This is a genomic window from Deinococcus peraridilitoris DSM 19664 (assembly GCF_000317835.1).
GTDB classification, from domain to species: domain Bacteria; phylum Deinococcota; class Deinococci; order Deinococcales; family Deinococcaceae; genus Deinococcus_A; species Deinococcus_A peraridilitoris.
This window is the reverse complement of the sequence record NC_019793.1, coordinates 908,235-931,388: the sequence shown is the minus strand read 5'-3', so window position 1 is coordinate 931,388 and position 23,154 is coordinate 908,235. Positions and strand designations below refer to the sequence as shown.

Annotated in this window: 20 protein-coding genes and 1 riboswitch; of the genes, 11 read left to right on the top strand and 9 right to left on the bottom strand. The window is 63.3% G+C overall.

The genetic code is table 11. The features are described 5' to 3' along the window. On the bottom strand, positions 1-930 hold the full coding sequence (locus DEIPE_RS04455; RefSeq protein ID WP_015234787.1) for a carbohydrate ABC transporter permease: 930 nt from the start codon (positions 928-930) through the stop codon (positions 1-3). Between the two features lie 165 nt (positions 931-1,095). Next, entirely contained in the window at positions 1,096-2,409 is a 1,314-nt protein-coding gene (locus tag DEIPE_RS04450) for an ABC transporter substrate-binding protein (protein WP_015234786.1), read from the bottom strand. 243 nt (positions 2,410-2,652) lie between these two features. On the opposite strand from DEIPE_RS04450, the gene DEIPE_RS04445 reads away from it, so the two are divergent. Together DEIPE_RS04445 and DEIPE_RS04440 are read left to right on the top strand one after the other, a co-directional pair. Beyond that, complete coding sequence (locus DEIPE_RS04445) at positions 2,653-3,630, top strand: glycoside hydrolase family 43 protein (RefSeq protein WP_015234785.1); 978 nt, start codon at positions 2,653-2,655, stop codon at positions 3,628-3,630. Positions 3,631-3,702: 72 nt separating this feature from the next. Next, positions 3,703-5,589 carry a glycoside hydrolase family 2 TIM barrel-domain containing protein gene (locus DEIPE_RS04440; RefSeq protein ID WP_015234784.1) on the top strand — a complete coding sequence of 629 codons (1,887 nt, stop codon included), beginning with the start codon at positions 3,703-3,705 and terminating at the stop codon, positions 5,587-5,589. A 76-nt stretch (positions 5,590-5,665) separates the two neighbouring features. Here the strand turns inward: DEIPE_RS04440 and DEIPE_RS04435 are convergent, their stop codons facing one another. Next, on the bottom strand, positions 5,666-6,991 hold the full coding sequence (locus DEIPE_RS04435) for an O-acetylhomoserine aminocarboxypropyltransferase/cysteine synthase family protein (RefSeq protein WP_015234783.1): 1,326 nt from the start codon (positions 6,989-6,991) through the stop codon (positions 5,666-5,668). A 119-nt stretch (positions 6,992-7,110) separates the two neighbouring features. Next, positions 7,111-7,235, bottom strand: a riboswitch (SAM riboswitch). A gap of 238 nt (positions 7,236-7,473) precedes the next feature. Between DEIPE_RS04435 and DEIPE_RS04430 the strand changes: the two genes are divergently transcribed. Then, positions 7,474-8,862, top strand: coding sequence for an RtcB family protein (locus DEIPE_RS04430; RefSeq protein WP_015234782.1), 1,389 nt, complete (start codon positions 7,474-7,476; stop codon positions 8,860-8,862). A 379-nt stretch (positions 8,863-9,241) separates the two neighbouring features. Further along, on the top strand, positions 9,242-9,673 hold the full coding sequence (locus DEIPE_RS04425) for a pyrophosphohydrolase domain-containing protein (RefSeq protein WP_015234781.1): 432 nt from the start codon (positions 9,242-9,244) through the stop codon (positions 9,671-9,673). 94 nt (positions 9,674-9,767) lie between these two features. Here DEIPE_RS04425 and ychF read toward each other — a convergent pair whose 3' ends face one another. Both ychF and DEIPE_RS04415 read right to left on the bottom strand, forming a co-directional pair. Beyond that, complete coding sequence (ychF, locus tag DEIPE_RS04420) at positions 9,768-10,865, bottom strand: redox-regulated ATPase YchF (RefSeq protein WP_015234780.1); 1,098 nt, start codon at positions 10,863-10,865, stop codon at positions 9,768-9,770. A gap of 191 nt (positions 10,866-11,056) precedes the next feature. Continuing rightward, positions 11,057-11,992, bottom strand: a complete 936-nt coding sequence (locus DEIPE_RS04415) for an HD-GYP domain-containing protein (RefSeq protein WP_052326627.1) — start codon at positions 11,990-11,992, stop codon at positions 11,057-11,059. 481 nt (positions 11,993-12,473) lie between these two features. On the opposite strand from DEIPE_RS04415, the gene DEIPE_RS04410 reads away from it, so the two are divergent. From DEIPE_RS04410 to DEIPE_RS04400, 3 genes are all read left to right on the top strand, one after another. Then, complete coding sequence (locus DEIPE_RS04410; RefSeq protein ID WP_041230691.1) at positions 12,474-13,664, top strand: glycosyltransferase family 1 protein; 1,191 nt, start codon at positions 12,474-12,476, stop codon at positions 13,662-13,664. Next, a complete protein-coding gene (gene glf, locus DEIPE_RS04405) occupies positions 13,657-14,808 on the top strand; it encodes a UDP-galactopyranose mutase (RefSeq protein WP_015234777.1) in 1,152 nt (383 codons plus the stop codon). Before DEIPE_RS04410 ends, glf begins: the two co-directional genes overlap by 8 nt. A gap of 105 nt (positions 14,809-14,913) precedes the next feature. Next, positions 14,914-17,085, top strand: coding sequence for a family 1 glycosylhydrolase (locus tag DEIPE_RS04400; RefSeq protein WP_015234776.1), 2,172 nt, complete (start codon positions 14,914-14,916; stop codon positions 17,083-17,085). A gap of 58 nt (positions 17,086-17,143) precedes the next feature. Here the strand turns inward: DEIPE_RS04400 and DEIPE_RS04395 are convergent, their stop codons facing one another. The 4 genes from DEIPE_RS04395 to plsY all read right to left on the bottom strand — a co-directional run bounded on the left by DEIPE_RS04395 (position 17,144) and on the right by plsY (position 20,108). Continuing rightward, the gene (locus DEIPE_RS04395; protein ID WP_015234775.1) at positions 17,144-18,160 is read right to left on the bottom strand and encodes an aspartate-semialdehyde dehydrogenase; all 1,017 of its coding nucleotides are present in this window, start codon (positions 18,158-18,160) and stop codon (positions 17,144-17,146) included. Between the two features lie 201 nt (positions 18,161-18,361). Continuing rightward, positions 18,362-18,676 carry a hypothetical protein gene (locus DEIPE_RS04390; RefSeq protein WP_015234774.1) on the bottom strand — a complete coding sequence of 105 codons (315 nt, stop codon included), beginning with the start codon at positions 18,674-18,676 and terminating at the stop codon, positions 18,362-18,364. A 125-nt stretch (positions 18,677-18,801) separates the two neighbouring features. After that, a complete protein-coding gene (locus DEIPE_RS04385; protein WP_015234773.1) occupies positions 18,802-19,509 on the bottom strand; it encodes a PIG-L family deacetylase in 708 nt (235 codons plus the stop codon). An 8-nt stretch (positions 19,510-19,517) separates the two neighbouring features. Further along, positions 19,518-20,108: a glycerol-3-phosphate 1-O-acyltransferase PlsY gene (gene plsY, locus DEIPE_RS04380; RefSeq protein WP_015234772.1), complete on the bottom strand. Its 591-nt coding sequence runs from the start codon at positions 20,106-20,108 to the stop codon at positions 19,518-19,520. Positions 20,109-20,247: 139 nt separating this feature from the next. Between plsY and DEIPE_RS23770 the strand changes: the two genes are divergently transcribed. From DEIPE_RS23770 to DEIPE_RS04365, 4 genes are all read left to right on the top strand, one after another. After that, positions 20,248-20,418 carry a hypothetical protein gene (locus DEIPE_RS23770; RefSeq protein ID WP_157448759.1) on the top strand — a complete coding sequence of 57 codons (171 nt, stop codon included), beginning with the start codon at positions 20,248-20,250 and terminating at the stop codon, positions 20,416-20,418. 53 nt (positions 20,419-20,471) lie between these two features. Continuing rightward, positions 20,472-21,287: a GAF domain-containing protein gene (locus DEIPE_RS21985; RefSeq protein WP_342663284.1), complete on the top strand. Its 816-nt coding sequence runs from the start codon at positions 20,472-20,474 to the stop codon at positions 21,285-21,287. Between the two features lie 388 nt (positions 21,288-21,675). Next, complete coding sequence (locus tag DEIPE_RS04370; protein ID WP_015234771.1) at positions 21,676-22,611, top strand: hypothetical protein; 936 nt, start codon at positions 21,676-21,678, stop codon at positions 22,609-22,611. 53 nt (positions 22,612-22,664) lie between these two features. Further along, the gene (locus tag DEIPE_RS04365; protein WP_041230690.1) at positions 22,665-23,117 is read left to right on the top strand and encodes a GGDEF domain-containing protein; all 453 of its coding nucleotides are present in this window, start codon (positions 22,665-22,667) and stop codon (positions 23,115-23,117) included. Positions 23,118-23,154: the final 37 nt, after the last annotated feature.

Genomic DNA, 23,154 nt, shown 5'->3' with positions numbered 1-23,154 from the left:
TCAGCCTCCTCGCGCGTCACGCGCCATGATGCGGAACTGCAGGTACGTAAAGATCAGCATGACCAGACCGAACATAAACGACATCGCCGTTGCAGAGGAGAACTGGTTGTTCGTGAACGCCTCTTCGGTGATGTACATGATGGCGCTCTGGGTAGAGCGGTTCGGTCCCCCGGCCGTGATCAGCAGTGACTGTCCGAACAGCTGAAACGAAGCCAGGACGGTTGTCACGAAGACAAACAGCGTCACGGGGCCCAGGAGCGGCCAGGTGATAAAGCGAAATTTCGCCCAGGGAGTCGCGCCGTCAATGTCGGCGGCCTCGTAATAACTGGTGGAGATGTTGCCCAGCGCCGCCAGATACAGCGTCATATTGAAGCCGATCGTCCACCACAGCGTCCCGACGATGATCGGCACCCAGGCCAGCTGCTCTACCGAGAGAAAGGCCAGGGGCTGCAGCCCGAAGACGTCACCCCGTACGGCGTTCACGAGGCCGATCTGGTTGTCGAACATCCAGCGCCACAAGATCCCCATCACCGATACGGTCAGGACGCCAGGCAGAAAAAACACCGCCCGGAAGAACGAGCGTCCGAAAATCGGCCGGTTGAGCAAAAGCGCCAGCCCCAGCGCTGTAGCGATCAGCAATGGCACGCTGACGACGGTGAAGAAGGTGGTGTTCCGCATGGACTGCCAGAAAAACTGTGCTTGCGGAGTATCGAAGTTAAACAAGGCGCGGTAGTACTCCAGACCGACGAACGGAGTGGTTTCCGAAAGCAGGTCAAAGCGGTGCAGGCTGACGTAGAATCCAAATCCTACCGGGTATACGACGAAGACCAGGAAAAACAGTGCGAACGGCAAGAGGTACAGGTAAGGCACGACAGGGTTGGCATCGTTGAATCCATGCCGTCTCGGCATTCGTGGAGCAGTGAGGCTCACGACGTACTCCTTTGAACGGTGCAGAGGCCAAAAGGTGTGCGCGAGAGCCGACTGGTCAGGCCCTCGCTGCGTATTTCCATGTGGTGAAGGTCCGCACAGGCGTGCGTTGTCATGCATCACTCCTCAGGAAAGGGCGGGAGCGCCAGAAGGCGCTCCCGCGTGGATTTACTGAAAATTCTTGCGTGCTTGCGCAATCTGCTGATTGGCTTCCTTCACACCGTCGTCCAGTGCCTGCTTGACGCTCTTCTTGCCAGAGAAGGCGTTCGCCCAGGCGTTGTCAAAGGGGCCCAGCACCTGTCCGCCCCATGGGAAACCCGACGTGGCGTAAATGCTGTCGAGTTTGCTGAAGACGCCGGAGATCGGACGGCCTTCGAACTTCTTGTCCTTCGCGACGGCTGCCATGATGGGCAGACTGCCCGCTTCGGTCCAGGCGAGGTTCTGCGCGGGCTGCGTCATCCAGTTGACGAACTCCAGGGCCGCAGCGCGTTTGTTCTTGTCGTAGCCCGCCTTCTGCTTGGGCAGTGTCAGGTGGCTTGAACCACCCCAGGCGGCGTCCTGCTTATCGCCAATGCGGGGCATGAACGCCACGCCGAAGTTCATCTTCTGCTGCTCGAAACGGTCGAGGTACCACTGACCCGAGGGGAAGAAGCAGACCTTGCCCTGGCTGAAGGCCGCCAGTTCGGCTTCCTCGGTGCTGTTGGGGCGCGCGACGTTGTGCCTCGTCACCAGATCGACCACCCGCTGCACACCTTCCACGGCCTGCGGAGAATTGAAGGCGGCGTTCAGGTCCTTGTCGACCAGGCTGCCACCGTTCTGCAGGATCGCGGCGTACGCGGCGCGCGCTCCGACCCAGTTGTTGTAGAGGCTGATGCCCCAGGTGTCGAGATTCTTGGCGTCGAAGCCTGCTTCGCCAGCTTTCTTGCCGCTCTTGTCAGTGGTGCAGGCCTGTGCGGCTTTGACCAGATCGGTGTAATTCTGCGGGGGCTTGTTGGGGTCAAGCCCGGCTTTTTTCATCAGGTCCTTGTTGTAGAACATCGTGTACGCCACCGCAGAAATGGGCAGCCCGTACGATGCGCCCTTGTAGTCGGCAGTCTTGAAGAGCGGGCCATAAAAGCGGTTCTTGTCGATGCCGGCTGATTTCAGTTCGGCGTCGGTCAGCGGGGACACGGCGCCACGCGCGATGAAGTTGGTGATCTGGTCTTCGTTGATGACGACCACATCGGCAGCGCGGCCCGAGGCGACCAGGGCCGGCAGCTGCTGCCAGGTGGTACCCCAGGGCTGAGCCTGCGCACGCACCTGAATGTTGGGGTGAGCAGCGTTGAACTGCTGCACCAGCTTTTCCATGACCGGTCGGTCAGCGCCGGTGAAGCCGTGCAGGTAAGTGATCTGCACTTTGGGTCCCTTGTAGGACTGCGCGTCCGACGTGCCCACGAGCAGCGCACCACACAGCAGCAACATTGCCTTTTTGATGTTCAACATGCGTTTCCTCCTGAAATAGGCCTCGTTGGCCGTACTGCCAGTTTTCGAAACTTTCGTTTGGCATGGCTTCAGCCCTGCTTCTCACGCAAGGTGCAGCACGCCATTTTTGAAGCTTCGATTAATAATAGCCTATCATCCTCACGTGCACGAACAACTGCATCCTTCGCTTTTTGCTCTTCAGGCTCTCTTTACCCTTGCGCTGGCCTCCTGCATTCTCGATTGCAAAGGGGCAAAATCCGGAGGATGAAAGGCACCTACACGAATCCGGTCACGTCCGGCTATTTTGCCGATCCGTTCGTTCTGCGCCATGAGGGCGTGTACTACGCGTATGGAACGGGTGCCGCACCCGAGGACGGGGGAGAAGGCGCGCAGCGCGGATACAAATTCGAAGTGCTGCGCTCTGAGGACCTGGTTGACTGGACCTCGCTGGGCGGCGCCCTCGAACCGTTAACCGACGAGAACGCCCAGGACTACTGGGCACCCGAGGTTGCTTTTCACGACGGCGCGTTCTACATGTACTACTCGGCGGGTATCGGCGACAAAGGCCACCAGATTCGTGTGGCCATCAGCGAGAAACCCGAAGGTCCTTTCCGGGATGCGGGCGCCATTCTGACTCCCGACGATCCCTTTACCATCGACGCCAGCCCGTTTCAGGACGACGATGGCACCTGGTATCTCTATTACGCCCGTGACTTTCTCGACGGTGAGCGGGTGGGCACGGCCCTGGTCGTCGACCGTCTGGAAAGCATGACCCGCCTTGCAGGCGAGCCGCGCACGGTACTGCGCGCCACGAGCGACTGGCAGATTTTCCGGAAGAACCGCGAGATGTACGGCAACGTTTACGACTGGTACACCCTCGAAGGACCGTTCGCAGTGAAGCACGACGGCCAGTACTACCTGTTCTACTCCGGGGGCGCCTGGGAAGAACCCAATTATGGTGTCTCGTACGCGGTCGCGCCGCATCCGCTGGGTCCCTGGGTCGAGCCGGCCTCGGACGGACCGACGATTCTGCAGTCCGTTCCCGGCGTGGTGGTCGGGCCCGGCCACAACTGCGTCGTCAAGGGACCCGACGGCCACGATTACATCGTCTACCACGCCTGGGACAAAGACAAAACAGCGCGCCGCATGTGCGTTGACCGCATTGACTGGACACCCGAAGGACCCAGAACGCACGGGCCCAGCTTCGAACCTCAAGCGATTCCTCAGGCGGACCACGCCTGAGCGCTCATGCAGGTCTGCTGTAGTTGGTGGGGCCTTTTACCCTGAGCACCGCATCTGCACAAAGGAGACGTCGTGAAGCACTCCAAACACCCCAATCCTCTGATCGAACGCGAAAACTGGCGTGATCTGTGCGGCACCTGGCGCTTTGCCTACGATGACGCAGGCCGCTGGAAAACCCCCGAAGATGTGCGGTTCGACCGCGAAATCCTGGTTCCTTACCCGCCGGAAAGCAAAAAGAGCGGCATTCACGACGAGAACTTTCATCCGGTCGTGTGGTACGGGCTAAGCGTACCCATCAGTGCCGAGGACCAGCAAGACCGGCTGTTGCTCAAGTTCGGTGCCGTCGATTACGCCGCGAAAGTCTGGGTAAATGGGCAACTCCTCGCTTCGCACGAGGGAGGCCACACGCCCTTCTGTGCTGACGTGACCGAGGCGGCGCGCGGCAGCGACACGCTGGAAATCGTGGTGCGCGCCGAGGACGATCCGCACGACCTGGCCAAGCCACGTGGCAAGCAGGACTGGCTTCCCGAAGCGCACTCCATCTGGTATCCGCGCACCACCGGCATCTGGCAGCCGGTGTGGCTGGAGCGCGTACCGGAAATCCGGATCGAGGAACTGCAGTGGACCTCGCACATGGAACGCTGGGAAATCGGGATGGACGTCCGGCTGCTCGGCACGGTACCGGAAAACCTGTCCTTGCGGGTGCGGCTCGCGCACGGCGATGACGTGATCGCCGACGACCTCTACCGCGTACGCTGGAACGAGGTGTCGCGCCGCATCGCCCTCGCTGACCCCGGCATCGACGATTTTCGCAACGAACTGCTCTGGAGCCCCAACCACCCGACCCTGATGGACGCCACGGTGGAGCTGTTGCAGGGAGACACGGTCATCGACCGCGTGCGGAGCTACACGGCCCTCCGCTCGGTGGACGTGCAGGGCAACCGCTTTTTGCTCAACGGCCGTCCGTACTACCTCAAGATGGTGCTCGATCAGGGATATTGGCCTGACTCGCTCATGGCCGCAACCGACGAGGAACTGCGCCGTGATGTGGAGCTCACCCGGCAACTCGGCTTCAACGCCGCACGCAAGCACCAGAAGATCGAAAATCCACGCTGGCTGTACTGGTGCGATGTGCTGGGCCTGCTGGTATGGGAGGAGATGCCCAGCCCGTACCGCTTCAACAACACGGCAGTGGAGCGGCTGACCCGGGAATGGACCGAGGCGATCAAACGCGACGCTTCACATCCCTGCATCGTGGCCTGGGTGCCGCTCAACGAATCATGGGGGGTGCCTGACCTGCCCACCAACGCCGCCCACCGTGATTACGTGCGCGCGCTTTACCACCTGACCAAGACCCTTGACCCCAGCCGTCCGGTGATCGGAAATGACGGCTGGGAGCATGTGGCGACCGACCTGATCACCGTCCACGACTACACCGACGATCCCGATGTGCTGCGCCTGCGTTACGGCACGCTGGAAAGCACCCGGCGCTCAATCGAGCAGCAGCGTCCCGGTGACCGTGTCATTACCGTGGCCGGCTTTCAGGTGGCCGAGCAGCCGGTGATCCTCTCGGAGTTCGGCGGGATTGCCTTTGTGCCGGGCGGCAATCCCGGCAAGGGTTTCGGGGTGTCCGAGTACGAGGCGGAAAGCGGATGGGGCTACAGCGTCTCGGACGACGAAGCCGACTTTCTGAACGACTACACCGGGCTGCTGGAAGCCACCCATGAATGCTTCGGTTTGTCGGGCTTCTGCTACACGCAGCTCACGGACACCTTTCAGGAGAAAAACGGGCTGCTCTACGAAGACCGCAGCCCCAAAACCGACATGCGCGCGCTGGCGCACGCCACGCAGGGCAGCCGCACGCCACGCGAGATGACGATCGACCCGGCCATGAATCCCTTTGGGTACGGCATGCGCTGGCGCAAACGCCTGACCGCTCCGACAGCCAGCGACGACTGAAGCTGAGGAAAACCCGCTGCACAGGAAGATGCTGTCCTGTGCGGCGGGTTTCTGCGTGCAGCCAGCGGGCCGAAATTCAGTCCGAGGAGACCAGCTCGCTTCTGAGCGCCGCGTCCAGTGCTCGCCGCAAGTCGGCCTGCAAATCCCCGGGGGCTTCAAGGCCCACCGACAGACGGATCAGGTCGGGCGTGACACCGGCCTGAATGCGCGCTGCCTCCCCCAGGCGACCGTGCGTGGTGGTCCACGGATGAATGGCCAGGGTGCGGGTGTCACCCAGGTTGGCTGCACGGCGAATCAGGGTCAGTGCGCTCAGAAAGCGTGAAGCGCCCTCCAGACCGCCCGCGACGTTGAAGGTCAGGACGGCGCCTGGCCCGCTGGGAAGGTAACGGTGCGCCAGCGTGTTCGAGGGGTGACTCTCCAGGCCCGGATACGCGACCTGGGTCACGCCGGGTTGGCTCTGCAGCCAGTGTGCCAGTGCCAGGGTTGTGGCGCACTCACGCTCGACGCGCAACTGCATGGTCTCCAGGCCCTGAAAGATGCTCTTGGCAAGCTGGGGCGACAGGACCATGCCCATTTGCGAAAGGCCCAGCTGCCGTGCCCGCCACAAAAAGGCCAGTTCACCGTGACGCTGCCAGAGCGAGACGCCTTCGCGGTCATGTTCGCTGAACAGCGGGTTTGCCGAACAGTCCAAGCCCGGGCGGCACAGCACCGCGCCTCCCAGCGCGGCACCATGACCTGCCGCCCACTTGGTCAGCGAATGGACGATGATGTCCGCGCCGTGCCGAAAAGGCTGGCACAATGCGCCCACCGCACCCCAGGTGTTGTCGACGATCAATGGAACGCCCGCCGTGCGCGTCACGCCGCTGATGGCCCCAAAGTCAGGAATGTCCAGCGCCGGATTGCCGATGGTCTCGACCAGAACCGCGCGGGTATTGGGCTGCAGGGCCGCCCGGATGGACTCGGCGTCATTGGCGACAAGGCTGGTGGTGATGCCGAAATTCGGCAGGACACTCGTGAGCAGCGCGACCGTACCACCGAACAGGCTGGCGGACGCCACGATGTGGTCACCCGCGCGCGCCAGGGTGATGAGGGAGAGCAGCGTCGCTGCCTGACCCGTTCCCGTCACCACCGCGCCCAGCGCGCCCTCCAGGGCACTGACACGCGCCTCCAGGGCGCTGAGGGTGGGGTTGCCGATGCGGCTGTACGACAGCCCGTCGTTCGTCGCGAAGATGTGCGCGGCGTGCTCCAGATCCTGAAACTCCCAGGCGACCGCGTCGTAGATCGGCAGGCCGACGCCCTCGCCCGGACCACGCTGCAGGCCGACATGCACCGCCTGGGTAGCGCTGTGCGCCTCATCGAGGGAATTTACAAAATTCTTGGATTGTTCTTTTGGGTGCGACACATGGTCCTCCGGGGTGGCCGGCTGCCGGCTGGGCGCCGGTGCGTGGGGCGAGGTAGGCAGGGGACCAAAAAATCCCCTCTCCGGAGAGAAGGGGACAGTATTGCGTGCCAAATTCCCTTCTCTTATCGTTCCCGCTGTTTCGCCATCGTCGGCGGAGAGCAGGCTGGAAAGCACCGTCGCCGTGATGAGGGCGGGTTGCTGCGCGTGTCTTCGGGCCAGTTCCCTCACGCGCTCTGGATAAGAGGGCCCACAGGGGTCAGCCCCAAGGTGGACAAACCAAGTCTAGAGTGCGGACCGTGCAGCGTCAATCAGAGGAGAAGCGCGCGTTCGGACTCACCGCCGGGGCTGCGCCATTTGCGTGAGTCTCTCTTCGCCATCTGCCCATTTCGCTCGCAGCAGCCTGCAGGCATGCTGTGAAGGATCCAGCACTCGGCGGGTTCACGGCGACCCGCCACGAAAGAAGCAGGCGAAGGAAGGTGAGCATGAACGGCAATGACATCACGGCACTCGGATTTACAGGCAAGGCGGTCGGCCTCGCGCTTCAGGCCGCGCGTTCCCGCGCCGGGGCAGGCGTACCTGACCACGACATCACCACCGAACTCGCGCACGTTCAGCACCACCCGGAGACCTTCACGGACGACCCGGACTACGCCGAGCTCGCCCGCGAGCTGCTTGCCCTGCAGGCCCGCGTACCCGATACCTTGCGCGACAAGCCCCTGCCGTACCGCCAGTGGGGCGAGGATCTGATCGAGGAAAGTGCGCGCGCCCAGATGGACACGGCCATGCGCCTGCCCGTCAGCGTGGCAGGGGCCCTCATGCCCGACGCGCACTTCGGCTACGGCTTGCCCATCGGAGGTGTGCTGGCCACCGACAACGCGGTCATTCCGTATGGCGTCGGCGTGGACATCGGCTGCTCCATGCGTCTCAGCGTGCTGCCCATCGAGCACCTGGAGCGCGACGAGGAAATGCGCCTGTTGCGCCGCAACACCCGCTTCGGAGCAGGCGGATCGTGGGAGCGCAAGGTGCGTCCTGACCATGAGGTTCTCGACGAGGACACCTGGAGAGAGTTCCCGCTGCTGCGCCAGTTGCGTGACAAAGCCGCCGAGCAGATCGGGACGAGCGGCTCGGGTAACCATTTCGTCGAGTTCGGCACCCTCAGCATCGAGAAGAGTGACCTCGGCCTGCAGCCCGGTCAGTACCTGGCGCTCCTGTCACACAGCGGCTCGCGCGGTTTTGGGGCGCAGGTGGCCGGGCACTACACCAAAGTTGCCCAGAATCTGCACCCCAAACTCGACCTCGAAGCGCGCAAGCTGGCGTGGCTCGACATGAGCCGCGAGGAAGGACAGGCGTATTGGGCCGCCATGGAGCTCGCCGGACGTTACGCGCTGGCGAACCACGAAGTCATTCACGAACGCGTCGCGCGGGCCCTCAAGGTCACGCCGCTGGTGGCCGTCAGCAACAGCCACAACCTGGCGTGGAGACAGCAGCTTCCCGATGGCCGTGAGGCGATCGTGCACCGCAAGGGGGCCACCCCGGCCGCGCAGGGCCAGTTGGGCATCATTCCCGGCAGCATGGCCGATCCAGGCTTCGTGGTGCGTGGAAAAGGCAATTCGCAGGCACTGGAAAGTGCCTCGCACGGCGCGGGCCGTCAGCTGGGCCGCAAGCAGGCAGAGCGAACGCTCGACCGCAAGGCGGTGGCGCGCCTGCTGGAGGAGCGCGGCGTCACCCTGCTGGGCGGCGGCATCGACGAAGCGCCGCAAGCCTACAAACGCATCGAGGAGGTGCTTGCCCGGCAGGCCGACCTGGTCGATGTGGTGGCAAAATTCACGCCGCGGGTCGTGCGAATGGACAGCGGCAAAGAAGACATTTGAGCTTGAGGCTGTTTCCAGCGCTTCTTGAGACAGGCTTGAAGCATGGCTGGTACGACGTTTGGCTTAATCGCAGTTAGGCGAACGGCAGATGTTCTCATGACACCCGCAAGCCATACTGGGTCCGGCACAGGGAAGACGCGAAGCGAGGACCCCGTGCCGGGTGCGAACGCGCGACCACGACGCGACGCGAGGGAGGCGCCCACCTCAGTTGAAAAACGGGCGCGCGAGCGGGCACGAGCTGAAGTCCGGTGCAACTCCGGGCACCCGCGCAAACAGGGGAGCCGGAACCTCGACGGTGAGGGCGCGGCTCCCCACTCCTGGTTTTATCGGCGGTATGCGCCCGTGTCCGCCGCGTTTTTGGTCAGGGTAGACTTGATCCGTGAAGACCAACGCTGAGCGTGTCCGCGAATTTCACGCTGCGGTGGGTGTACTGCTGCCCACCCGTCCCACCGTACCCGGCAGCGCACAGCTCGAACTGCGGCGCACCTTGCTGTGCGAAGAGTACGGGGAAGTCATGCAGGAGTTCGACCGATTGCAAGCAGCGGCTGCACCTGCCGTGGCTGACCTCGCACCGCTCGCGCAGGAACTGGTGGACCTGCTCTATGTCAGCTACGGTGCGCTGGAAGCGCTGGGCGTGGACGCCGACGCGGTCTTCGCTGAGGTGCACCGTGTCAACATGCACAAGACCACCGGACCCAAACGCGCCGACGGCAAGCAGCTGAAACCGGCAGGCTGGCAGCCCGCCGATGTGCGGGCCGTGATCGAGGCACTGGCAAGCGGTCAGCCTGCTGCCATCGGCCGCCAGCCCTGACGGCGCCCACCCGAAGACGGACAGCCCAAAACACACAAAACCCAAAACACACAAGAGCGGGCGTCGATACGCCCGCTCTTCTGTGAAACCCGCTTTACACGTTGAACAGCACGTTCATGATGTCGCCGTCCTGCATGACGTACTCCTTGCCTTCGGTGCGGACCCAGCCTTTGCTCTTGGCCGCGGCCCAGCTGCCGGCTTCGACCATCTTGTCCCAGGCGATGACCTCCGCGCGAATAAAACCACGCTCGAAGTCACTGTGAATGGTTCCGGCGGCCTGTGGAGCCTTGGTGCCGCGGATGATCGTCCAGGCGCGCACTTCCTTTTCGCCACTGGTGATGAAGGTAATCAGGCCGAGGGTCTTGTAACCCACATGAATCAGCTTGTTGAGCCCTGGCTCGTCAATGCCCAGGTCGGCCAGGAAAGCGGCGGCATCCTCCTGGGGCATCTCAGCAAGCTCCCCTTCGATCTGGGCGCTGATCTTCACGATTTCGGCGCCTTCCTGCGCGGCAAACTCGCGCACCGCGGTGACCAGTTCGTTGTCCTGGGCCAGTTCACTCTCGGCGACGTTGGCGACGTAGATGACCGGTTTGATGGTCAGCAGGCCGAAGTCACGCGGCAGCGGAGATTCGTAGCTTCCCGCCCGTGCCGGCTCGCCGCGCTCCAGCACTGCCAGCACTTCCTGGGCGAGGGCGAGCAGCTCCGCGTCGTCCTTGCTGCTTTTGGCGCTTTTCCTGAGGCGCTCCACGCGCCGCTCCATTGTGGTGAGGTCGGCCAGGATCAGCTCGGTGTTGATGGTTTCGATGTCGCTGAGCGGATCGACTGTCCCGGCGACGTGCACGATGTTGTCGTCGGCAAAGCAGCGCACGACGTGCGCGATGGCGTCCACTTCGCGGATGTTGGCCAGAAACTGGTTGCCGAGCCCCTCACCCTTGCTGGCGCCCTTGACGAGCCCGGCGATGTCGACGAACTCGACGCTGGTGGGAATGATGGGCGGCACGCGCTCGCCCTTGGTAAAGACCTTGGCCAGGGCGTCGAGGCGCTCGTCGGGCAGCGCGACCACGCCGACGTTCTTGTCGATGGTGGCAAAGGGAAAGTTGGCCGCCACCGCGCCTGCGCGGGTGATGGCGTTGAACAGGGTGGACTTGCCGACGTTGGGAAGTCCGACGATGCCGATTTGTAAGGTGCTCATGGGTGTACTCCTTGAATCTTCGTGATGCCGACGCTTTTGCCCGCGTGGCAGGGCAACCGGACGATTATACCGGAGGAGCCTTGCCGCACACTGGTGTTGAACCAGAAGCTGTGGCACGCGAAGACGGACCGGGCACACATCAGCGCAACAATCGGGCGCCGAAAGCGCCCGGCCTTGTGTTCCAGCGTTGCCTACTCGAACAGGGCTACGAAAGCATCGACGATCTCGGCGTCGAATTGTTTGCCGCGCTGCTCGTGCAGATAGGCCACCGCCTGACTGTAGGGTGTGGCGTTTCGGTAAGGCCGGTTCGAGGTCAGGGCGTCGAAGACATCGCAGACCGCGAGCATGCGTGCAAGCCGTGGGATGGCTTCACCCTCGAGACGCATCGGGTAACCCGTGCCGTCGAAGCGCTCGTGGTGGGTCAGCACGATTTCCAGCACCAGCTGGGGCAGAAAGGTGAAGTGCGAGAGTACACGCACGCCCCATTGGGGGTGGCGGCGAACGAGTTTTACTTCCTCCTCGCTCAGCGCTCCTTCTTTGGCCAGCACCTCGTGCGGTACCCGAAGCTTGCCTACATCGTGCAGCATGGCTCCCCAGCGCAACGCCAGGCGGTCGGCGGGCGCGAGGGCCAGGGCGTCTGCCAGACGCGTGGCGTACTCTTCAACGCGCGCGACATGTTGCTCGTCTTGTGAGGCCATGCGTCCAAACGCGCGCAGTACCTCTTCCAGTGATTCCTCGCGGGCAGCCAGCTGCATCTCCAGGTCGAAGGTCCGGCGGGCCAGCACTGCGTGCGGCTCCAGGCTGCCAGTCACCCGCCCGTTCTGCTCACGCCAGACGAGGCGGGCCAGGCGCGTTCCGGTCACGCCGGCCACCGGGACACGGTCAAGCGAGCCCTCGCCGCGCAGCTCCCGCCCGAACAGTTCTTTCACACCGCGGCCCCGAATGTCGGCAGGGTCGAGCGTGAACAGTTCCAGCCAGGCTCCGGCGGCGTGGGTGATTCGGTCCCGCTCGGCCACGAACAGAGCCTGCGGATGCCCCTCCCACGCCGAAGTCAGTTGAGCAGGTTGTGCCACCTCGGCGAACGGGGCGTCCTGGCGTTCGCGTGGGGTCACGGGCAGCTCACTCATTTCGGCAGGGTCACCTATCATGCCCCTAAGGTAGCAGGGCGCGTGTGAACTATCGATTTTGCGCTGCTGGAGGGATTGGAGGCCACGGAGGACAAGGTCGGTGCGAACTACCTCACACGCCTCACGTTGAGACTCTACAGGGCTGGCGCGCGGGTGGCCGTCCTGGCGCCGGCGTGGTCACATTCCTTTACTCACGGTGTGGGACAGCCTCTTTCTGTTCATTGTGATGTATACTACTAACGCAGAAAATCGACGGTATCAATGGGAAAAAATTGACGCGAAGGAAGTGGCGCAGACTACAGCTTAAGCTGCGCTTCAAGTTTACTCCTGATGGCTTAATCTTGACTTCAGAGTCAAGCCTGTGCGCGAGCGATAGGCTTCGTTCAGTGCCAGCACCGGTTGGGACTGTTGTATGGCCATTGGACGGAATGCCAGTCGAGGAACGAAGCCCGGTCCCGGCTGGTACTGCTTTGGATAGGAGATGATTGACTTGAACGCACACCACGATCTGTTGTGCATTTCGCACCTGCGCTGGAATTTCGTATATCAGCGTCCACAACACCTGATGACGCGTGCCGCCAAAAACCGGCGCGTCTTTTACGTGGAAGAGCCCATTCACTATCCTCCTGACCTGAGTGCCGATGAAGCCCAACCCCGACTCGACGTCAGCGAAGATCATGGTGTCACCGTGATCGTGCCGCGTCTCAGTGCCGAGCTGACCGGCGACTGCGCCGAGGAAGTCACCCGTGGACTGCTGCACGCTTACCTGAAAGAGCAGGGCGTGGAGCGACCGGTCGCCTGGGTGTACACGCCCATGCGGCTGCCGCTGCTCGACGGCCTGAGCACGGGCGGTGTGGTCTACGACTGCATGGACGAACTTGCCAATTTTCACCATGCCCCTCCGCAATTGCGCGAACGTGAGCGTCAGCTGTTCGATATGGCCGACGTGGTCTTCACGGGCGGTTACCGCTTGTGGGAATCCAAGCGCACCCAGCACGACAATGCCCATCCTTTTCCCTCCAGCGTCGACGTGGCGCACTTCGCACGGGCCCGCAGCGGCCTGCCCGATCCGCAGGACCAGCAAGGTATTCCTGGTCCGAGGCTGGGCTTCTTCGGCGTCATCGACGAGCGCTTCGACATCGAACTGATCGCCGAGGTCGCGCGTCGCCGTCCCGAGTGGCAGTTCGTGCTGCTGGGCCCGGTGGTCAAGATCGACGAAGCGGACCTGCCGCGCGGCGAAAACCTGCATTATCTGGGCATGAAGAAGTACGCCGAACTGCCCCAATACCTCGCACACTGGGACGTGGCCCTGTTGCCCTTCGCGCGCAACGAGGCCACCGAGTTCATCTCGCCCACCAAAACCCCCGAGTACCTTGCGGCTGGAGTGCCGGTGGTGAGCACCGACATCCGGGATGTCGTGCGCCCGTACGGCGAGAAAGACCTCGTGCGCATCGCGCGCGACACCGACGAATTCGAGGCGGCCATCGAAGCGTCCCTGCGCGAGGACAACAGTGAGCGCCAGCGCCGCGCCGATGCGCTGCTCGCGCAGATGTCCTGGGACCTGACGTGGAAGAACATGGATGGTCTGATGGCCCATGCCATGGCCGAGCACGATCCGATCATCAAGAGCGTGCGCAACGACGCCACCATCGCCGGAGTGGCTGATGACTGAGCCGGTGACCCAAAGCGGGTTTGATTACCTGATTGTCGGGGCCGGGTTTGCCGGCAGCGTGCTCGCCGAGCGCCTGGCGAGCACCCTGAACGCCCGCGTGCTGATCGTCGACAAGCGCCCGCACATCGGCGGAAACGCCTATGACTGTTATGACGACGCCGGAATCCTGATCCATCCGTACGGACCGCACATCTTCCATACCAACAGCAAGGACGTCTTCGATTACCTGTCGAAGTTCACCCGCTGGCGTCCTTACCAGCACCGGGTGCTGGCCAGCGTGGACGGGCAGGAATTGCCCATTCCCATCAACCTCGACACGGTCAACCGGCTGTACGGCCTGAACCTGACCTCGTTTCAGGTCGAGGAATTCTTCGCGTCCGTCGCCGAGAAGGTAGAGCAGGTCCGCACAAGCGAGGATGTGGTGGTCAGCAAAGTCGGACGTGACCTCTACAACAAGTTCTTCCGGGGCTACACCCGCAAGCAGTGGGGGCTTGACCCCAGCGAACTCGACGCTTCGGTGACAGCGCGCGTACCCACCCGCACCAACCGCGATGACCGCTACTTCGCCGACACCTACCAGGCAATGCCACTGCACGGCTACACCCGGATGTTCGAGAACATGCTGGCCCACCCGAACATCAAGGTGATGCTGGGCACCGACTACCGCGAGATCATGGACTTCATTCCCTACCGCCACATGATCTACACCGGGCCGGTGGACGCCTTTTTCGATTACAAGTACGGCAAGCTGCCGTACCGCAGCCTGGAGTTCGTGCACGAAACCCACCCGGTCGAGCAGTTTCAGGCGGTGGGCACCGTGAATTACCCCAACGACTACGCCTACACCCGGATCAGCGAGTTCAAGCACATCACCGGGCAAACACACCAGCACACCAGCGTGGTGTACGAGCTGCCGCAGGCCGAAGGCGACCCGTACTACCCGGTGCCGCGTCCCGAGAACGCCGAGCTGTACAAGCGGTACGAGGCGGAAGCCCAGGCGCTCACTGGGGTGACCTTCGTGGGCCGCCTCGCCACGTACCGGTACTACAACATGGACCAGGTGGTCGCGCAGGCGCTCACGACCTTCGGCAAGCTGCGCGCACGGCACGAAAGTGCGGCCACCGAGGCGACCCCGGGCGACTGAATTCCCCTGACCGGCGAAACTTCACTTTACGTGGCAGCGCACATCCTGTCTCGTCGGGTGAACCATGCCGACTTTGAGTTCTCAGGTTATCGAAGTGGAGGTTTCATGACATCGCTGGAGCTATGGGTCGGGGTCGAAGCGACCGTGAACCGCGTGGGCGAGATCTACCACGACCAGATGGAACGCAGCGGCTTCGAACGCCGCCTGGACGACCTCGACCGCATTGCAGAATTGGGTGCGAGAAGCATGCGTTTTCCGGTGCTGTGGGAAAAGGTGGCCCCTGAGCGTGAGGACAAGCTGGACTGGCAATGGCCGGACGCGCGCCTCGCGCGTCTGCGAGAACTGAACGTCAATCCCGTTGTGGGGCTGCTGCACCACGGCAGCGGACCGCGCTACACCGATCTCGTGGACCCCGAGTTTCCCCAAAAGCTCGCCCGTTACGCGCGGCGGGTGGCCGAGCGCTATCCATGGGTGCGGGACTATACTCCGGTCAACGAGCCCGTCACGACCGCGCGGTTCAGTGGACTCTACGGCCACTGGTATCCACATGGAAAAAGCGACGGGTGTTTCATCCGCACGTTGCTCAACGAGATTCACGGCACAGTCCTGGCGATGCGGGCGATTCGTGAAATCAATCCCGCCGCGCGTCTGGTGCAGACCGAAGACGTGGGCTTCACCCACAGTACCGAGATGCTGCGATACCAGGCCGACTTCGAGAACATACGGCGGTGGCTCAGCTTCGACCTGCTGACCGGCAAGGTCGACGAGCATCACCCGCTGTGGTACTACCTGCGCCACCATGGCGCTTCGGAAGAAGAACTGCTTTCACTGGTTGCCGAGCCTTACCCCCCGGACATTCTGGGCATCAACGTGTACGCCACGAGCGAGCGCTTTCTCGACGAACGTCTGGAGCGCTATCCGGTGCAGACGCACGGTGGCAACGAGCGGCACGCCTACGCCGACGTGGAAGCCGTGCGGGTGCTGGGTGAGGGCGTCGGTATCTTCGAAGCGCGCCTGCGTGACACCCATGAACGCTACGGTTTGCCCATCGCCGTCACCGAAGCGCACCTGGGCTGCACCCGCGAAGAACAGATGCGTTGGCTGCACGAAGCCTGGAACACCACGCAGGCCGCCCGTGACAATGGCGTGGACGTGCGTGCCCTCACGGTCTGGGCCGCCTTCGGGTCTTTTGACTGGAACACCCTGGTCACCCAGAGCACCGGTTTTTACGAGCCCAGCCTGTGGGACATCCGCAGCCCCACGCCACGCCCCACCGGCATCGCGAAGCTCGCGCGTCAATTGGCCCTGGGCGAAGGCCCACATCATCCGGTGGTCGAAACGCCCGGCTGGTGGCGCCGGGAGGACCGCTTCAACTGTCCGGTGGAAGGCGAACCGTGCTTTCTGCCCCTTGTCGGACGGCCCCTGCTGATCACCGGCGCGAGCGGCACGCTGGGCCGCGCCTTTGCGCGTCTGTGCGAAGTGCGCGGCTTGCCTTACCACCTGCTGAGCCGCGCCGAGATGGACATCACCGACCCCACCTCGATTGCTCGTGCGCTCGCACAATTCGGGCCGTGGGCAGTCGTGAACACCGCCGGTTACGTTCGTGTGGACGACGCCGAGCACGACGAACGCAACATGCAGCAGAACGCGTTCGGCGCGGCCAATCTCGCGGCGGCCTGTGCCGAGCGTGGTGTGCCGCTGCTGACCTTCTCCAGTGACCTGGTCTTTGATGGACGCAAGAACTCGCCGTACGTCGAGAGCGACCCGGTGCAGCCTCTCAACGCGTACGGACGCAGCAAGATGGAAGCCGAACGGGCGGTGCTGGCCGCCTCTCCCGAGTCACTCGTGATTCGCACTGCGGCGTTCTTCGGGCCCTGGGACGAGCACAACTTCGTCACCCAGGCCCTGCGTGCCGTCCGGCACGGCGAAATGTGGTGTGCCGCCGATGATCAGGTGGTCTCGCCCACCTTTGTGCCGCACCTCGTGAACCACAGCCTTGATCTGCTGATCGACGAAGAACGCGGCGTGTGGCACCTGGCGAACGCTGGGGCCGTCAGCTGGGCGGATTTTGCACGCATGGCCGTGGAGCGCGCGGGCCTCGACGTGCGCCTGGTACAGGGAGTGCCGGGCGCGGTGCTCGGTCAACTCGCGCGCCGTCCGGCTTACAGCGTTCTGGGCAGCGAGCGGGGATGGATCATGCCTTCCCTGGAACGCGCGCTCGACGCCTACTTCGGAGAGCGGCGGGAGACACAACGGGCACTGGTGGAAGCCGACTGAACTGAATCACAAAGAGGGCCGCACGGATGTATTTTCCAGGCGGCCCTCTCCGGCTTACTCAGAAAACACGCGCTCCCAGCGCACCCTGGCGTTGCAATTCCTCGGCGATCTGCACGGCGTTGAGAGCGGCCCCTTTCAGCAGCTGGTCGCCCGAGACAAACAAGTCGAGGCCACCGTCGAACACCAGACTCGCGCGCAGGCGTCCGACTTCCACGTCATATTTGCCGCTGGAAGTGAGCGGCATGGGATAGCGTCTGGCGTTCGGGTCATCCACCACCTCCACTCCTGGAGCTTGCCGGAGCAGTTCGCGGGCTTCGTCGGGCGTGGCGGGGCGCTCCAGTTCGAGGGTGATGGCCTCGCTGTGCGCGCGCAGGGTGGGAATACGCACGGCCGTGCATGAAATACGCAGTTCGGGCGCACCGAAGATCTTGCGGGTTTCCCAGACGACCTTCATTTCTTCCTTGGTGTAGCCGTTGTCCTGAAAAGCGTCGATGTGCGGAATCAAATTGAAGGGAATGGGGTGTGCGAAAGTCGAGGGCGTGACTTTACGCCCCTCCAGGAAGTCTTTGGTGCCGCTCAGCAACTCGTCCATGCCCTTGGCACCCGCGCCCGAAGTGGCCTGGTAGGTACTGAAAATCGCCCGGCGGATGCCGAAAGCTTGATGCAGCGGCCACAGCGCCACGGCGGCGATGGCGGTGGTGCAGTTGGGATTGGCGATGATGCCCTGGTGCGTGAGTGCTGCTTGTGGATTGATCTCCGGAATCACCAGCGGCACGCGCTCGTCCATGCGAAAGGCGCTGGAGTTGTCGATCACCACGGCGCCGTTCGCGGCCCAGACGGGTGCGAGTGCCTTCGAGACCGAGCCTCCTGCACTCGCCAGAATCACGTCGGCGTCGATGGCGCCTTCCGGGGTGACCTGCACGGTGATTTTGCGGTCCTGAAAGGACAGCGTGCTGCCCGCACTGCGCGGTGAGGCGTAAAGCAGCAGTTCGTCGAAGTGCAGGGTCGAGCGTTCCAGCACCGAGAGGAGTTCGTGACCGACTGCACCGGTGGCACCGACAATGGCTAAGCGCATATCTGGCTCCTTGTTGAACGAGGGCTTGCACAGGATCTGAACTGGCGACAAAAAAACCTGCTCTGGGGAGCAGGTGAAGGCGACGAAGAAGTCTTCGTCGCCTAGAAAATCGTCGTCAGGGTGGCGTACGCCATGCAGGCACCTTACCGTTTCCTCGCGGGGGCGTCAATGTGGCGCGCACTGTTGCTCTAGGCAAGAGGCTCAGCGTGAAGGACGCCGCTTGAAAAAGGAGAACAGGCCGCTTCGGGACTCGCTGCCCGGCTTTCGTCCGGTCAGGTCTTCCAGGGTGATCTCGGGAGCCGGATGCTCCGCAGGCACCCAGCCGGTCTCCAGCAGAATGAGCCCTCCAAAGCGGCCCGCTGCATACAGCGCGTGCTCGCGTTCATGGTCGGCGGTATGTACGGCGCGCGGATCGACCATGCTCTGCAACATGGCGGTCAGCGAGTCGTCGTCGCAGGTCCACGCGCCCTGATCGTAGATGGCTTCCTTGCCGTAAATGCGGATTCTGACGGGCATACAACTCCAGAAGAACGATCGAAACACACCCTGCCCGATCCGGGCAGCGCGAACATCACAAGCGGTTTCTTCAATCTACGACAGTTTGCTCTCGTGCGTGTCGGGAAGGCAGGCCCCAGCCGGCCTTACAGCGACTGCGGGGCGAGCAGCAGCGGTGACTCGCTTTCAAACGCCTCACAAAAACGCCGACCCGCAAAGGTTCCCCAGTACATCAGGCGCGCCTTGCGCCGCTCGATCACCTCGGGTGTGACGGTCTCGGACACCGCCCGGCCCGAGAACTGGCTGGCGTGCGCCCGAATGGCCGCTTCCCAGGTGATGAGGTCTTGCTCGATGTCGACGAGCACGTTCGGTTGAATCGGTGCGTTGCCCTGGTAAAGCAGCACCCGCGCGGCACGGTGAGAACTGCCGGGCACCTCGGCTTTGGCGAGCGCGGCCAGGTGCAGCGCACGTTTGGCCAGTTGATACGAGCCGACGTGGTCCGGGTGCCGGTCAGCGTAATGCGGCACGAACAGCAGTTGCGGCCGCACAAGACGCAGGACCGCGGCCAGGGCGTGCGCCGCCTCCGGAGTGTCACCAAGGTCGCCGTCGGGCAGACCCAGCTGACCGCGCCAGGAAAGCCCGAGGATTTCGCCCGCGCGGACGCATTCGAGTGCCCGGATTTCCGGTGTGCCCAGCGTGCCCTGTTCGCCGCGGGACAGCTCCAGAATCCCGACAGGCCGACCAAGCCTCGCCAGCTGCGCCAGCGTGCCCCCAGCGCCGATTTCGGCGTCGTCCGGGTGCGGCGCGAGGCACAGGGCGTGCAGCGGTTGGGGCGTGCCGAAGGTGGTGATCATGCGTGGCGTTACGCCTGAATTTTTTCGCCGAGGCGGCGCTCGCTGCCGGCCTGCAGGCGTTTCATGTTGTCGCGGTGCTGCCAGATCAGCAGGGCAGAGAGAAACAGAATCACGCCCAGCTCCCAGACGGGCGCTCCCACGACCAGGGCCAGTACGCTGGTGGCCACGGCCCCGACAATGCTGCCCGCCGAGACGAAGCGGGTCAGGGCGATACAGCTTCCGCCGATCACCAGCGCGCTCAGACCCACCAGCGGATTGATGGCGATCACGGTCCCAAGTGAAGTCGCTACGCCTTTGCCGCCGCGAAAGCGCAGAAACACGCTGAAGTTGTGTCCCAGCACGGCCAGCGCGCCACACACGGTCTCGATGATCGGGTCCTGAACGAATATGCGGGCCAGCAGCACGGCCAGCACTCCCTTGAGCGCGTCGAACGCGGCGACCGTCAGGCCGGCACCGGTTCCAACCGCCCGGGCGACATTGGTGGCGCCGGTGTTTCCACTGCCGACTTTGCGAATGTCCACGCCGCGCCCGTGCGCGACCCAGGCGCCGGCAGGAATGCTGCCGAGCAGGTACGCCAGAACCAGCGCAAGAAGCGTCACGGCCCGATTCTAGTGGTTTTTTTTGGGCATAGGGCGTTGTTGCACCCGGTTCAACCTGAAGGAGCCTTCCTCTTTCAGTCTAGCCCCGTGCGCTGTGAAGACTTAACAAATCGTTTAGGTCCAGGGCTAGACTAAGAGGGTGGAAGCTCCCCGGCCCTCGAACGAAGCGCAACGGCTCGAAGCGCTTCGGCGCTACAGCGTGCTCGATACCCTGCCGGAAGCTGCCTTCGACCGGATCGCTCAACTGGCGTCCGAGGTGTTCGACATGCCGCTCGCGGTCATTAACTTTGTGGACGAAGCGCGCCAGTAGGGCAAGGCCTGTGTAGGCATCAGCAGTACGGAGGCGCCCCGTGCAACCTCGCTGTGTGCCTGGGCCATTCTGTCCGACGAGGTGATGGTCGTACCGGACGCCACACGGGACGCTCGCTTCATGCACAACCCATGGTCACGGGAGAGCCACACATTCGCCTGTACGCGGGAGCGCCGCTGATCACCCCAGACGGTTACAGGCTCGGCACCTTGTGTGTGACGGATGTCGAGGCGAGGACGTTCGGCGCCAGGGAAAAGCGGATTCTTGAAAATCTCGCGGCGCTGGTCGTCGATGAGCTCGAACTGCGCCGCAAGGCCGAACTGCTGTCGCGCGAGTCCCGCATGAAAGAAGAGGCGCTTGCGAACCTGAAACAGGCCAAGGACTACGCCGAAACGCTGCTGGCCGTTTCTACGCTGATGGACCTCGGCCTTGATCCGGATCAACTTGTTCAGGAGGCCATAAAACTGGTGGCCCGCACTCTCGATGTGGACTGGGGTGGGCTGGTCGTGTACGGGATGGAAGAAGCGCAGCTGCATGAGGCCTGGTCAGGACCGCTGGACCTCGATCCCTTCCGCATGCTCCTGGCCCGGGGTCTGCCCCGCGGAGAAGGCGTTCTCTGGGAGCTGTTGGAAAAGCGCGAAGTGGTGTATGTCGACCACTACGCTGCCCATCCGACGGCGATGGCGCCGTTTGTGCAGGCAGCGTGTGCGCTGCTGCCTGGGGTTTTCTGGGCACAGTCGAGACGAATACGTACGCTTTTACGGCCCTGCGCTTGCACGGTGCCGGCGGCTGGACACCAGCCCAGCGTTCCCTGTTCGAGGCCGCAGTTCGACACGTCGGCGTTGCCTTGCAACGCTGCTCTCACCTGAAATATCCTACGCCGGTAAAGCTGACTTGCGTCAGAATCCCAATGGAAGCGCAGACGTGTGCGATGTTCCTTGTGTCTGACGCCAAGCCGTGTGACCCGCCGTCCTCCTACGCATTCACGTTGGCGTTGCTGTCGATCAACGACAGTGGAGAAGATTCGCCATGACGCGCCTAACGTGACGCTCCCGAATGTGCTCAGCTGCGGTGTTTGAATGTATTACGCTGGAGCAGTGAGCATGTCGCTGTGGCGCATGCAAGCGCAGAGGGACTGGACGCAAGGCATTTACACGCCGCCTGACACGAATGGTGAGCACTCGCCACGCCGCTGAAAGCCAACCCTGGCGCCCTGCCGCTCATTCAGGCGGCACGCGCTGTTGACCAGGAGGAATGATGTCCACGAGGTCTGAGGTGCAATCACCCGTTCGGTTCGTCCAGACGCTGTGGGCCACCCACCCGCCGCTGCTGCTTTCTGCGGTGCTCGCCGCTGGCCTGAGCGCCTTCTTCCTCGCGGGCATTTTTCTTGATCCACGCTACGTCATGGGCGCCCCCGTCTGGCTCAAGCCGTTAAAGTTTGCCGTTTCCATCAGCATGTACAACCTGACGCTGCTGTGGATGCTCGGGTTTGTGCAAGGCCGGGCCCGTCTGGTCAGCGTCCTGGCGTGGACGGTGCTCATCACCCTCGCGCTGGAACTCCTGGTGATTGCCACGCAGGCGTTCCGTGGGACCACCTCCCACTTCAATGTCTCGACACCCCTGGACGGGGCCCTGTGGGCATCGATGGGCGTGTCGATTGTCGGGCTGTGGCTCGCGCACCTGTGGACCGCGATCCTGGTGCTGCGTCAACCGTTCACGTCCCCGGTGCTGGCGTGGTCGTTGCGGCTGGGGTTGATGTTGACGTTGGTGGGCATGTCGGAAGGCGCCTTGATGACCTTGCCTACGGCGCAGCAACTTGCGGATTTTCAGGGGGTGGCCGGCGCTCATGGCGTGGGCGCGCCAGATGACAGCGCTGGGTTGATGCTGGTGGGCTGGAGCACGGTGGGTGGCGACCTGCGGATCGGCCATTTCGTGGGCCTCCATGCGCTGCAGGTGTTGCCGCTCATCGGTGCACTTCTGCTTCGCCTGCCGCGCCTGACGGACGCGCAGCGTCTGCACCTGCTCTGGACGGGTGCCGGGCTGTATCTGGGGTTGATGGCCCTGGTGACCTGGCAGGCACTACGAGCGCAGCCTCTGCTCGCGCCCGACGCCCTGACGTTTGGGGGGCTCAGCCTGCTGCTCATCACGTGCATGCTCCGCGCCCTGTTCATCGTCGTACCCCGGCTTGGCTGAACGGAACGCCATTTGAGTGGGCTCGATGGTACGAGCCACCATCGTTCCCGTAAGTGATCTCAAGCCTCAATTACCGACGTAGGAAATATCTGGAGACGGCGGCCCTCTCCGACGCGCTGACCGGCCTGGGAAACCGCCGGGCCTTTGACCTCGACCTTGACGCGATCCTGAGGCATGTCACGCGTCAGAATGCCGGATTCACTGTTACGGTGATCGACATCGACGGGCTCAAGGCAATCAACGACAGCGAGGGCCACGACAGCGGCGACGCCCTGCTGCTCAGTCACGACCGCACCGAGGACCTGCAGAAGGTGGTAGCGTCCATGAGTGCGCGGGTCAAGCGCACCACCGACATCCTTCGCGCAGACAGCTTTCCACGAGCGGGCGCCAGTTTCGGGCTGGCGCCCTTTCCGCAAGAGGGGCGAAGCGGCGCCGAACTGGTCCACCTGGCCGATGAGCGGATGTACAGCCGCAAGCGGCTCACGCGCGCAGAACAACCGGTCTGACGCCCGCTCCGGAAAGTGCCGGACTGCGGTGGAACCG